General features: G+C 43.1%; 8 protein-coding genes. All 8 read right to left on the bottom strand.

Annotation, left to right across the window (positions count from 1 at the left end; genetic code table 11):
• The 8 genes from DN752_RS23520 to DN752_RS23485 all read right to left on the bottom strand — a co-directional run bounded on the left by DN752_RS23520 (window position 1) and on the right by DN752_RS23485 (window position 13,630).
• Entirely contained in the window at window positions 1–1,794 is a 1,794-nt protein-coding gene (locus DN752_RS23520) for a RagB/SusD family nutrient uptake outer membrane protein (RefSeq protein ID WP_211324088.1), read from the bottom strand.
• A 14-nt stretch (window positions 1,795–1,808) separates the two neighbouring features.
• Window positions 1,809–4,904, bottom strand: coding sequence for a SusC/RagA family TonB-linked outer membrane protein (locus DN752_RS23515; protein ID WP_112786240.1), 3,096 nt, complete (start codon window positions 4,902–4,904; stop codon window positions 1,809–1,811).
• Between the two features lie 961 nt (window positions 4,905–5,865).
• Complete coding sequence (locus DN752_RS23510) at window positions 5,866–6,291, bottom strand: DUF4372 domain-containing protein (RefSeq protein WP_262511707.1); 426 nt, start codon at window positions 6,289–6,291, stop codon at window positions 5,866–5,868.
• Window positions 6,292–6,728: 437 nt separating this feature from the next.
• Window positions 6,729–8,414 carry an FAD-dependent oxidoreductase gene (locus DN752_RS23505; RefSeq protein ID WP_245949389.1) on the bottom strand — a complete coding sequence of 562 codons (1,686 nt, stop codon included), beginning with the start codon at window positions 8,412–8,414 and terminating at the stop codon, window positions 6,729–6,731.
• Between the two features lie 118 nt (window positions 8,415–8,532).
• Window positions 8,533–9,621 (bottom strand): SLC13 family permease, encoded by a 1,089-nt coding sequence (locus DN752_RS23500; RefSeq protein WP_262511706.1) that lies wholly within the window; start codon window positions 9,619–9,621, stop codon window positions 8,533–8,535.
• Between the two features lie 23 nt (window positions 9,622–9,644).
• A complete protein-coding gene (locus DN752_RS23495; RefSeq protein ID WP_112786238.1) occupies window positions 9,645–10,415 on the bottom strand; it encodes an SGNH/GDSL hydrolase family protein in 771 nt (256 codons plus the stop codon).
• Window positions 10,416–10,481: 66 nt separating this feature from the next.
• Complete coding sequence (locus DN752_RS23490) at window positions 10,482–11,732, bottom strand: glycoside hydrolase family 88 protein (protein WP_112786237.1); 1,251 nt, start codon at window positions 11,730–11,732, stop codon at window positions 10,482–10,484.
• A gap of 20 nt (window positions 11,733–11,752) precedes the next feature.
• On the bottom strand, window positions 11,753–13,630 hold the full coding sequence (locus DN752_RS23485) for a sialate O-acetylesterase (protein ID WP_162633344.1): 1,878 nt from the start codon (window positions 13,628–13,630) through the stop codon (window positions 11,753–11,755).
• Between the last annotated feature and the right edge of the window lie 128 nt (window positions 13,631–13,758).

Below are 13,758 nucleotides of genomic sequence, written 5' to 3'. Positions count from 1 at the left end.
TTACCATCCTGGGTTTTGGTCCAATTTTTCATTTAATACTCTCTCGTTCTCGGGTACTGGAAACAAATACCGCTTAATAGAAAATCGCTTTTTATGGGCAGAAGGGTTAAGGAATACGTTTCTGATATCGTAGGACTTACCATCTGCGGAAATTTCAAAAAATTTGTATTGCTTATCATTAAGTTCTGGGATGACATTCCCGCCATCTTCCTTGCCCCATCTCAGAAGCGACCAGTACCTGTCATTTTCAAAAAACAACTCTACCCTTCTTTCTATTTTATAGTACTCCCAAGTCTCTTCCAGAGATAAGCTATTGGACAACTCAGGCAAGCCCCCATGCACTGTCCGGGTTTTATTGATGTATTCGACAGCGACGGCGATATTGTTAAGGCGCAACATTACTTCTGCATAGTTTAAGTAGGCCCGTCCCAATCGCATCATCGCCTGTGCATATGGAGAATGAACGTTTGCCTTATATCCTGTAATGTCATAAATGCCTTTTTTCACAAAATATCCAGAAGGAGTGGACCTATTGGTTCCTTTGGTACTTTCTGCATAATACAGGTTGCCGCCGATACGGGTAGTTACTAGATTGGAAAACAAATAGGTGGAATCATACAAAATAGAGGCATCAAATCGATCATCCCGGTATTCATTATAAATCGCATCTGATAAATACCCTCCATTTGCCTGAAAGTCATTAAAAAAGCTAGTTTGATCCCATCTTTTGGCCATTCCGTCCACGTCTTCTACCAAATAATCGGCGATCAAGTCATGCGTTGGCCAAGCTTCTGTCCACCCAAGGAAAGACTCTTTTAGCCCTGGGGAACCCGTGGTGGCCGACACTTCCATGTTTGGGACCAGCCCTTGCATCAAGGTCTGCTGGCACCAAGTGGCATTGGTGTTTTTAAATTGCCCCAGAATAATCTCCTCGGAAGAAAAAGCATGGTCATAATCATTGAACATACTGGCATAATCTGTGTCCAATGAATACCCTAAGCCAAACAACTCTTCACTTGCCTGCTTTGACAACTGGTAGTAGGCGTCTTTTCCTGATTCTACATACGCAGCTCCATGGAGAGCTATCTCCGCAAGCATGGCATAAGCAGCTCCTTTGGTCAAGTGACCTCTGTCCACTGTTCCTGCCAAAGGCAAGTTTTCGGCAGCATCTTGCAGATCACCAATTATGAAATCATAGGTTTCCTTTATCGTTTCGGATCTGGGCAACATTAAATCATCTTCTGGCGTAAGGACGTGGTCTACTATAATGTACTTCCCAAAAAGACGGGCTTTTGAATAGTAGATCAAGGCCCTCAACATCTTCCCCTGAGCTACCAGTCCAGGTTTCAGGTTTTCCGGTATTCCCTCAGAGGCTTCCACTTTTTCAATGATCAAATTGCAATCCCTGATCACTTCGAAGGAATTTTGCTTGATCGGAGCATTATTTCCCAAAGGAGCCTTTCCAAAAAAATAGTAGGAATTATTTGTAGACCATCCTGCATCATAAAATTGGTCTATTAGATCCAAGGCGATATTATTGGATTGGCGTGAAAGTACATTATCTGTAAAATCCTCGTTTCCAATACCTCCAAACCTAGACTGGGGATCACCCGGGTTTACCAATAACTCAGGAATCACAGAAGCATAGGTATTGTAAATAAATCCTTGCGCTAGGTTGGGATCATTCCACACGTCAAGTTCCGTATACTTATCTAAAGGTTTAGTGTCCAAAACATCGTTACATGCCCCTAGGCATATTACAGATATCATCAGTATTATTATATAGCTTTTCATTTCTATCATGTTTATTATAGCCCTACATTTACTCCAATGGCAAAGGTCCGCTGAACCGGGTACCCATACGACTGTACACCATTACCCGTCTCGGCCTGTTCAGGATCAAAATAGTCCATCACGGGCGATACCGTAAATAAGTTCGTTCCATTCACAAATACCCGACAATTGGATATCCAGTCTGCTCCATCCAGTAGGGAGTGCTTCAAGTCGTAGCCTATCTGCAGGTTTCTCAAGCGGAAATATTTGGCATTTTTAAGGTAAAAATCAGAAGGATAGGTGTCGTTACTGTTATTTCCACCATTGATTTGCTCTAAATGAGATACCCTTGGAAACAGTGCATTTGGATTATCAGGTGTCCAGTAATCTTGCTGAAATTCATACGTCCTTCGCTTAGCCTCCACGATCATGAAGTTATCAAAAGCCAAGTACCGATCTCCTGTGCCTTGAAACAGCCCACTCATTGACCATCCTTTATATTTCAATGAAAAATTGACACCATAGGTACCATGCGGGAGGCTGGGCAATCCCACTGTTCGTTTATCCTGCACATCGACCTTGCCATCTCCGTTGGCATCGGCATATTTCATGTCTCCTTGCTGGGTGGCCGTAGAACTCAGCAGTCTTGGATTATTCAGGATATCCTCCTCTGTTTGGTACAGACCGTCGGTGATATAAACGGGCCCTCCACCCCAATAATCCGTCCGGTGGGTTTCCCTGATATAGGGGTTTTTAAGCTGTGCTTCATTCTCTGTGTCCAATTGCTCCCATAATTGGTTGAAGTAGGAATAATTCCCCCCTACTTCATAGGACAAAGGCCCTGCTTGCCCCCTATAATTCAATGAGAGCTCAAAACCAGCTCTACGTTGGGCGGAATTGGATTTGATCTGGGGCAAGTCCTTGCCCAAAGGTAGTGCGTAGATATCTTCTGGGCTGACCAAAAAGCCAGTGGTACGGTAATAGAAATATTCCAGTGTACCGCTCAATCTTCCTCCCAACGAAGAGAAGTCCAATCCATAATTCAGTGATCTTCGGGTATACCAGGTAAGTTCTAGAGGGTTGACCAATTCACCTTCAGAATATCCATTTACTAGCTCGTTTCCAATATTATAGGCATTGGGCTCCAGGTTATAAACAGGAATATACCCAAATCTATTGACCCCTTGGGTGACGCCAGTTTCACCATAAGAGACCCTTAATTTAAGGTCGTTGATGATGTTCCTGTTGCCAAGAGTTTTCATAAATGGCTCATCACTTACATTCCAGGCAGCGGAGACTGCCGGGAAGAATCCCCACCTTTGTTCCGGAGCAAAATTGTCATTGCCATCGTATCTACCACTAAACTCAAGGATGTATTTATAGTTATAATCATATTTTACCCGCATGACATAACCTGCATTGGCACCTTCTGCTTCAGTTCCATTATTGGTCTGGCCATCTGTAGGGCCTGCAAACAACTGGTCTACCGCTCCGGACAAATACCCTCTTCTAAAAGCAGACATGTCCTCCTTGCGGTTGGTATTCAAATTGTAAACGAATGTTGCGTCCAGTCCATGTAATCCAAATGTGCGTTGATAATTGGCGCTGGTTTCCAAATACATCCGTTCGTTATAATAAGATCCCACTGTGAGTTGCGGCGGAGGCTGATTCATGAGGGATCCATCCTGCATGTATAAAGGAACATTTTCTTCCCACAACTTTGACCAACCGTCTCCATTTCGATAATTGGCCATAGCACCGAACTTCAACCCTTCCACCTGGGGAACTTCCCAGTTTAATGACAGTTGGGTGTTGAGGAACTTATCTCTGGTACGGTTATATCCAGCGTCTGGGCTAATAAGCGCCAATGGATGATCACCATTTCCTCCTCCGGCCAAGGTGCCATCTACATTATATGCCCTGTACATGGGGTTGGTATTTTGATTTACTGCCCTCCAGATACTATACATCCCGGCGGATGGCTCTTGGTAGTTTTCAAGACTCGCATTTATATTAACCCCTACTTCCAATCCAATTTCCTCAAACGTTGACACCACATTTGACCGGATATTTAACCGGTTATAATCCACGACGTCTTCTTTCAAGATACCTCCTTGATCAGCATAGCCCAATGAAACAAAATAATTGGTTCGCTTACTCCCACCATTCAAGGATAGGTTGTGACGTTGCTCTGGTGCAAAATTTTTCAGCGTCATATCTGGCCAATTGTTGTCAGGGTAGGTATCCAAATCACCATGTGTCCTGATCACTTCCAATTGTTGCTGTGTATAAGTTGGTGGGGTTCCATCATACGCATTGGCTTGATTTTGCAACAACGCGTACTGATAGGAATTCATCATTTCAGGCAGTACGGTCGGTTGGCTGATCTGGTAGTTATAAGAATAGTTGACATTTATTTTACCTTCCTGACCTCTCTTGGTAGTGACCAGCACAATTCCATTACCCGCCTTGGAACCATATACTGCAGTAGCTGCAGCATCTTTCAGAAAACTAATGGTCTCAATATCATTTGAGTTGAGGGTGTTAAAATCCTGCTCCGTCGTGATCACCCCATCAATAACGTACAATGGATTGCCCGCCCCTCGGATGGAAATATTTGGGGTACTTCCCGGTCCACCACCATTGTTTTGGACTACCAAGCCAGGAACTTGACCCTGTAAGGCAGATCCTACATTGTAAAATGGTGTTTCTTCCAGCTTTTCCTTTCCCAAGCTAGAAACCGCTCCGACCATTTTTGCTTTGGTCGTTGTGCCATATCCGATAACTACGACTTCATCCAAGCCGATATCTTCCGATTGCATGGAAATATTCAATACCTGACGATCTACTACTCTGGTGACTGATTGCATCCCTAGGTAGCTGAACATAAGCGTATCACCTTCAGTAGCCTTTATGGTATATTTCCCGTCTATATCAGTTATTGTACCCGAGGACGTTCCCTTTCGCAATACGCTTACCCCTGGGATAAGTTCCTCCGTGGTGGCATCCTTAACGGTTCCACTGATCTGCATTTCCTGTGCGCTAGCTGGGAGGATGAGGATTCCCCACAGCAACCCACACAATAGAAACACCCTGAAGTTGGGCTTCAATTTTGTAATTGTTTGTTTCATGAAATTAGGTTTATGTTAATTGAATTGTATTAAATGAACTTACTCCCCTGTTCTTTCACATCGTGCATTTTGACTCAGGGCTTGACGCCTTGTCATAGAAACAGCTATCGTGAACTTTACTAATTAACTTCTTTTAATTGGGAGTTCACTTCGAGGCTTTTGGGTCGTAATTTCAAGTGCCAATTTATTTTAACATCCTCCAAGAGGTGTGTTTCAGCGTAAAAAGTATGTATTCCATGATAATTTTACTCCAACTAAGGTAACTATGTACCATCTCAGGAACTTATCAATATTGGGTAAAAGTATATTGCAGGGCTGATCACCTTATCCGCCGTGGCGGGAGGTTCCATCAGGGCAAACGCTTAGTATTAATTCGTATCGGGCAGCTATCATCCGTGCCGCTGGCACTCCTTCGGGAGGTTGAGGAGAGCTTAAGTTCCTGCGGATGAATCCGCAGGTTACTAAATTCATCGTGCCGCTGGCACTTTACCCCAGTTTGTACATTAGGAATAGCAGCGGCTTGTCAAGGCAATTGCTGAAGGAGCAAGGACATCAGTTGGTTTAGAGCACAAATAAACCACCGCACCTATGTGCCCAAGTTATACCTCAATTTCCAAACAGCCTGATTTTATTGCAGTTTCAAACCTCCCCGAGCTATCGGGACAGGCTATGACGATTTCTAATGCACAAACCGGGTTTAATTAATAGTTGCTTACCTGCAACATAGAAGATAGCCTATAAAATAAAACTAGTTTATAAGGCTCTGATACTCTAGCCTCCCAATCTATTTCAATAATTCTACCGGAAAACTTCCGTCTTCAAATCCCCATAGGAATTCCAAAATCCATCTACACCAAAATGTGATCAGAACAATCGAAATTAAGGGGATGTCGTAAGCTCCTTTATTATTCCCGACACTCCCTTCGGTAATGTTCACGTAAACAGGGAGTTTCCCGTCATATTACAGCAGGGTGTGCATAGCTCCCTTTTTGGTACGGAAAGTAGCCCAGTCAAACACCGAAAGACAAAGGCTGATCACCGTGGCATCGAGCAGGTAAACGGGGACCTTGATCCTGAGTTTGGACCTCTTGACAGCTGCCTGCTGTCCTAAACTTCCCAGCAGGGAATAGTAAAGATCCCTGAACAGGTCCGAATCCCTTCGTTTGTTCTGATAGCTGATACTTGATTTAGAGGGGGCTTTGGCAATGCCAAGATGGTTAAGGTTCCCGGTAGCAGACCGGAGCCCGTTGGAAATGTCCCTTACCGAGGTGCTCTTGGCAAAATGGCAGAACAACATCGAGACAAGATGCGTCCAGCTGTCAAATCCCTTGCAGCCCTTATCGGTCTGCTTTTCCTTGACCAACTTCTTGAAAATTGATCGGTCTATCTTTTTAACCCGAATTATGCGTTAGGAATCGTAGTGAGAGCTGAAATTGCAAGAAAATCAGTTAGTTTGGAGGCATTAGCGTAGCACCGCTACGGTTATGCTGAAAACTAAAGTGAAACGGCTGATTTTGAAGCAGTTTCAGGTCGCAACAGATAGGCTAATGCATATTCCGGGTTTAATAATCTGTGAAAACAATGTAATATTTAATATTACACATGAGGGGTTCGTGTTTTTTGGTGCAAACCCAAAATAACTATTTTGGGCAAAAAATAGAACCTCTCATTTTTTATTTATGACGCTATTGATATAATATCATTAGTATTAACAATAACTCGGAATTTAACTATGGGGCAGATGATAAAACCAGCTATACAAAGTACACCACTAATGATGGCCTCATTAAAGTATATTGCTCCCCTTTTAAGCAAATGGCAATATCAGTCAGACAAAATTCTATTGTCCATCGTCAATACCTGACCATCTTCTAATAATTGGGCCTTAAGAGCCTCATATGGCAAATCCTGTACATCCAGCCCTTTTTCTAGGGACAAAGCCGCTACTGTGGCACCAGATTGACCTAAAATCATAAAAACAGGTTCCATTCGGATAGAACCAAAGGCAGTATGGCTTGCCGATACAGCCACCGGAACAATTAAATTATTGATCTCCTCCATTTTGGGGATGATAGAACCATAGGCTATTTTATATGGCCCGGGCAAATGAACACCGATATCTCCCTCATTTTGAACATGGCCACTTTCGTCCACATACCGCTGAACATTATGGGAATCAATCGTATAGGAGCCCATTCCCACAGAATTTGGAGTTGGTTTTTTTCTTAAAAGTTCATTTTCGGTCATGACAAATTCTCCAATCATCCGACGGGCTTCCCGGACATAAATCTGATGGGGCCAGTTTGCATTATCGGTAAACTCGTCATTGGCCAAGCCCCAACGCTGGAATTCCTCTTGGAGTTCTCTGGGAACCCTAGCATCATTGGCCAGAAAATACAATAAGCCCTTCTGGTAGTCTTCATGCTCTTTAATGATTTCCTGCCTACGTTCATAACTGGCCTCTGGGTAATCATAATTCATCCCAATATTATCGGAACTAAAGGGGCCATGGTTATTGGTATCTGTTTTACGATTGGGAATCATATCAAATTTATTAAATAGCTCTTTCCATCCTGCATCAAATATCCTGACGAGTAATTCATATTGGGTGGAATCATAATTATCAGGCCGAGGAAACGGCACCATGTTATCAGGATGATTGGACATACAAGTCCTAAAACAATACGCCTGGATTTTATGGTCACCCTCTCCTTTTTTACCGGGATTTTCAGCACTTATTTTCGCTATTAGACCTGAAGAAGGATCTCCTGCGATTAAGTAGGGGGCAATTGGTCTCTCCAATGCTTGAAAATGGTGTCCATGATGGTAAACACCTGTTTGTATACCATTCCACTCTTCGTTATACACGCTATTGGCTTCCCTTCCTACATGGTAACTTACCCCGGCAGCGGCCATGAGGTCTCCTTCATAGGTGGCATCGATAAACATTTTCCCCTCAAATTCCTTACCGCTTAATGTCCGGATGGAAGTTATCTTTCCGTCCTCTACCGTTACCCCTGTCTTCCTGTCCAGCCATTCGTCCCTGTACAGTTTAATCCCCATTTCTTCCACCCATTCATCAAAAACCTCTTCAGCAATATGTGGTTCAAAAATCCACATGGTCCTCAATTCACCATCTATAGCTGGGGTACCCTGTCCCTGATTCCCAAAATCAGCCTTTCTCTCCCATTTCCATGCTCCAGGATTTTGGTATTTATCATAAACACGCTGATAAAATTCCCTTGCAAGTCCACCGATAACCTCCTTTTTTCCCGTATCAGTCCACCCCAGGCCTCCAGAACTCAATCCCCCTAAATGAATGTCTGGGGAAATCATAATCACTGTTTTCCCCATTTTTTTGGCTTGAACTGCCGCAGTGACTGCACCTGAAGTCCCTCCATAAATTATAATATCAGTGACCTCATCTTTTTGAGCTAAACTACAGGAACAAAGAAAAATGCCCACAATCACCCCTACAAACTTTACCAGCATTAGATTTTTTGTTTTCATTAAAATTACATTTGTTAAATTATACATTTTTCAATATGTTATGACAGAATATCAACAATAACCAAGAATACAACTATTCTCTGGCCTATAAAACCAGCGTTACCATGTCCCCCAACATTTAAGGAATATACCGGGGCTGTTTAAATGCTTCTGGAAAGATTTCTGGCTCAATATTCCAAATAGGCGGTAAGATCAAATAACATACAACTGTTATCAATATTATTGAAAAGATATTCATCCAGAAACCCACCTTAACCATATCGGGGATGGTAAAGTAGCCAGAACCAAACACCACTGCATTTGGAGGAGTAGCTACGGGAAGCATAAAGGCACAGGAAGCAGCCACAGCTACCGGGACCATAAACATGAAGGGATGTGCATTAAAGGACATGGCCAAAGGAGCCAAAACCGGTAAAAGCATGGCAGTAGTAGCCAGGTTAGAGGTTATTTCTGTTAGAAAATTAACAATGGCCACCAAGATCAATATCATCACGATCATGGACATGCCATTCATCAGGCCCATTTTTCCGGCTATCCACTCCGCAAGCCCTGTAGTCCCAAAGCCCTTGGCCAATGCCATACCTCCCCCAAAAAGCAAAATAATTCCCCAAGGGAGTTTTACGGCCTCCTCCCATGTGATCAAGCTTCTTGACCTGACTTTATTAGGGAATATAAATAAGCTGATGGCTCCGATCAAGGCAATCACAGCGTCATCGACACCTGGAACAAGCTTTTGGATAAGCGGCCTCAGGATCCATGCAGCTGCAGTTATGGCGAATATCATCAATACCCACTTTTCCTCATAACTTATTCTTCCCAAGCCTTTCAACATTTTATTGAGCTCATTTTTTCCTCCTGGGAATTTTACCTTTTTACAATCAAAAGCATAACTGGTCAGGTAGATCCAGCAGATGATCAACAGCACCATGCTTACCGGAAAACCGAATTTCATCCAATCAAAGAAACTAAGCTTCACCCCGTATAGCTCCTCTATTATTCCTGCCAGCACCAAATTGGGAGGTGTCCCAATCAAGGTGGCAAAACCGCCTATGGAAGCACTATAAGCTATTGCCAACATGAGGCCTTTGCCCACCTCTTTTTCACTGGTTTGATCAGAAGGATTTCCTTTCACCAATTGGCCAACAATGGCCATCCCTATCGGCAACATCATTACTAGAAAAACAATTGACCCCAATATAAGCGACATCCTTTTGCTGAAAGTCCTACTCATTATTCCCAGACCATTTTTTCTACGATCATTTTATCCACAAGCTGATGGATAAATTCGGCATCACCGTCAGAACTCCCTGACAAAAACAATGTCTCCCCATCCTGATCAATTCCTGAAAGCCTTCCAGATAAACCTTTGCTTGCTTTTCCAGTAAGGATCTTATAAAAAACACAAGCGGTTAAATAGGTGCCCAATGGAGAAGGATGGCTTCCATCAGAATCAAACAACTCCAAGTCGGGACGTAATAACCTGGCCTGTTCCCAAACCTCGCCAACTTTAGCTACATCCACCCCAGTGGTCTCTGCCAAACTACGGTACCCTGTCGAAACAGTTTTTTGCATCAAGGGATTATAGGCCCTGGCCCAAGTCATGTACAGTAAAGGTCTGGCTCCTGTTTCTTTCACCAAACCGATAAACTTTTTTCCATAATCCATAAATCCCTCTGGATTTGCTATGGTACTTTTACTGTGGTTTTGAAGTACCACTACATCCCATTCTCCTTCAGAAATGGTATTCTTGGTTTCCAGTCCTCTTTCACCTTCCCAATGTTGCATGAGTGTGGCACCGCCTAAAGTTGATTTTCTTGCCTTTATCACCGTATCACCTCCCTTAGCAAGAGCACTTACCATTTGGGGAAGGTTCCAATAGTAGGTATAACTGTTGCCAACAAACAACACCTTCAGAGTATCGCTCTGTTGCCCAAAACAATTCAGGGAAAACAAGAGGACTATGAAAAAAAGATTGAGCTTCTTAAAATTGATCTGTAACATGAAACTTCTATTTATTAAATAGTAAAACCATACCTAAACACCCCTTTGAGAATGAAGGTACGCTCATTAATATAATTTAGATTCTATATGGTTATTGGCCCGAATCAAGGCTTCTACATAATAATAATCCGCATAAACCAAGGGTACATCCACCTCAGAACCGTGCGGCTTTGATCCTACACTATGATCCAGAAAAAAAGGGGCTTCCTCATCTTTCAACCTATATTCAGAACCGGATAAATTATGTAAAATGGTATCCGCTACATGCCAGTACACCTTGCTTTTTTCCTGTTTGCTATAAGTGGAAAGTTCCAGCAGGGCAGAAGCTATCACAGCTGCTGCAGACGCATCCCGCTCTGTATCCGGAATGTCTGGATCATCAAAATCCCAATAAGGGACTTTATCATCAGGTAATCTGGGGTGGTGGAGGATATATTGTGCGATTTTTTGGGCAAGTTCCAAGAACTTCGGGTCACCTGTCTCCCTATAGCACATGGTAAAACCATACAATGCCCAAGCCTGCCCTCGTGCCCAGCTGGAGCTTTCCCCAAACCCTTGATGTGTCGTCTTTAGCCTTGGCATCCCAGATATCGTATCATAATCCACCACATGATAACTGGAATAATCTTCTTTAAAATGATTTTTGAGGGTGGTTTCGGCATGTTTCTTTCCCACTTGGTAGTAAATGGAATCTCCTGAAATTCGGGTAGCCGCAAACAACATTTCCAAGTTCATCATATTATCTATGATAACGGGGTATTGCCAAACCTCTTGGTTGAAATCCCAGGAACGGATGCACCCTAAGTTTGGATCAAACCGGCTCATAAGTGACTTAGCCGCTTGGACAATGACATCCTTATCGCTTTCCATTCCTTGGATCCTGTAGGCGTTTCCAAAGCTACAGTACACCTTAAAGCCTGTATCATGGGTATGTTCATCATATTTTTCCTTTTCAATAAAGGCTGTCCAACTCCTGGCTGCTGACAAAAGCGCCCTATTCCCTGAATACCCGTACAAGTACCATAGTGTACCAGGGAAAAAGCCACTCGTCCAATCCCGGGACCCCACTCCCACTAGACAGCCTTCCGAAGTCAAGGACCGAGGGATACGTGTGGAGTCCAATGCTAGATGGGCCAATTTTCCTTGCATCCTCAAAACAACCTTATCCAATTCTTTGGCATAAAAATCCCTTTCGCCCATTTGAGCATTTGCACTTTCGAAAACCAATAGTAATACCCCTCCAAACAACCATATGCCAATGATCCGAAAAGACTTAAGTGGAAATGTAATCGCTAAGTTTATCAATTTACTATTCATTAGATTATAAATATGGTTACCTACTCTGTAGACAATCTCCATTTGTCAGTTCTAAATGGATTCGCTGGTAAGTCTACACTGTTATAGAGATTGAGTTCCCCTGGATTATCTGCCCATCCATATCTTACAGCTTTGGGATTGGCCACATATTGACTGCTTATCAAAACTGTTGAATCAGATTCAACAAGTGCCTTGGCTTCATAAAACCTATGATCCTCATCAGCAATAGTAAATCCAGCCAATGCATTGCTATTGTTTCCAGAAGTAACTCCATCTCCTGTATTCGAAAAATATATGCGTATCCGATCTCCCAATACTTCTTGTTTGGTGTATGTCGGGCCAGCGCTTAACACATCATAGTGGTAGGCACCAGAAAGCGCCTGTAAGGCCAACCTTCTACCTACTTCTTGCTTATTTTTAGGGTGGATATTATCAGCTTCACCCAAATCGATGGCAACAGCCATCCCCGTCCGAGGTATTTCCAAAGCTGTCATTTGGGACTCCCTCAATTCTGCCCATGTACTTTCACTTGGTTTCTTTTGCTCAGCTCTGTAATTAGCCAATTGAACAAAATAGAATGGGAAATCACCTTGTCCCCAGTGTGCCCTCCAATCTTCAATCATGGCGGGGAACAACTCTCGGTATGCATAGGCGCGCCCGGCATTACTCTCTCCCTGATACCAAATGGCCCCCTTTATCGCAAAAGGAATAAGCGGATAAACCATTCCATTGTACAAGGTGCTCGGAAAATTATTGGGATGAATATTTTTGGGGCTAACGGGTAACCCTCTTGTACCAATGTTCATTTCCCATTCTCCGGAGAGGGATATTTTATTTTCACCAAAATCTAAATACAAATGTTCTGGCACTCCTTTAAAGCCCCCAGTCCAGCCTGTGTCTTTTACACGCACTATTAGGGTGTTTAATCCTGCTTTCAGGAGACTTCCACTGGCTGGGTAAGCTCTTTTTTCAATATTCCCCTTGGTAGCCCCTATCTTTTTACCATTGATAAATGTAATGTCCTCTTCATCGATCCTTCCTAAATGGACCATACCATCCTTCCTACTCCATTCTTTTGAGAGATGGAAGACTTTTTTAAACCAAAAAACCCCATCGGAATTTTGTAGTCCCATATGTTCCAGCACATTCGGCAGCATTACTGTTTGTGTTTTTTCCCAGGATACAGTCGGGGAAGACCAATTAAACTGACGGCCTAGATCCAAAGAATCCATGGACTGCTTCCAAACTGATATCGCATGCTGAGCATTCTCCTTCATTTTTTCAAAATCCATCTCTTCGAGATGCTCCAAACTGTCCTTGAAGACTTGGAATTTGGACAGGGTTTTCTTACTTGTCCAGGCTTCTACATTGGTGCCTCCCCAATTGGTGCTAATGAGCCCTATCGGTACATCCAATTCTTCATGTAATTCACGACCAAAAAAATAACCAACTGCTGAAAAATCCTTAATGTTCTCAGCATTACACGCCTTCCAAAGGAGACTATCCGGCAAAGATTTTATCGGTTTTCCAGCCATCTGATGTGGAATATCCAATAATTTTATATGTTCAAAGCTAGCTTGGGCAAGTTCCTCAGCGGCATTTTTGGCCTTCTCCACGGGCCATTCCATATTTGATTGACCTGAACAAATCCAAACGTCACCAAAATATATATCCTTTAGGACAATGGTACTGTCTCCTACCAGCTTCATCTCAAAGGGACCGCCTTTCTCCTGAGCAGGAAAACTCACCATCCATGTGCTGTCGCTCCCCGCCACTGTCCTTTCGGCCTTTCCATTAATACTTACCTCTATGGAGGTCCCGGGAAAAGCCTTTCCCCAAATGGGGACGGGCTGTTCTCGCTGCAAAACCATATGGTCTGAAAATAACCTAGACAACATAAGCCCGGACGGTTTTTCGGTACATGCCATAAAGGCCATCGCTATAAGCAAACAACTATGAATTCTATAAAACACTTTTTTCATAAGGACTGCTTTAAATTAGTAGGCCAGAAGTGGTCGAACGTACA

Source organism: Echinicola strongylocentroti (assembly GCF_003260975.1).
GTDB lineage: Bacteria > Bacteroidota > Bacteroidia > Cytophagales > Cyclobacteriaceae > Echinicola > Echinicola strongylocentroti.
This window is presented reverse-complemented; position numbering and strand designations above follow the sequence as displayed.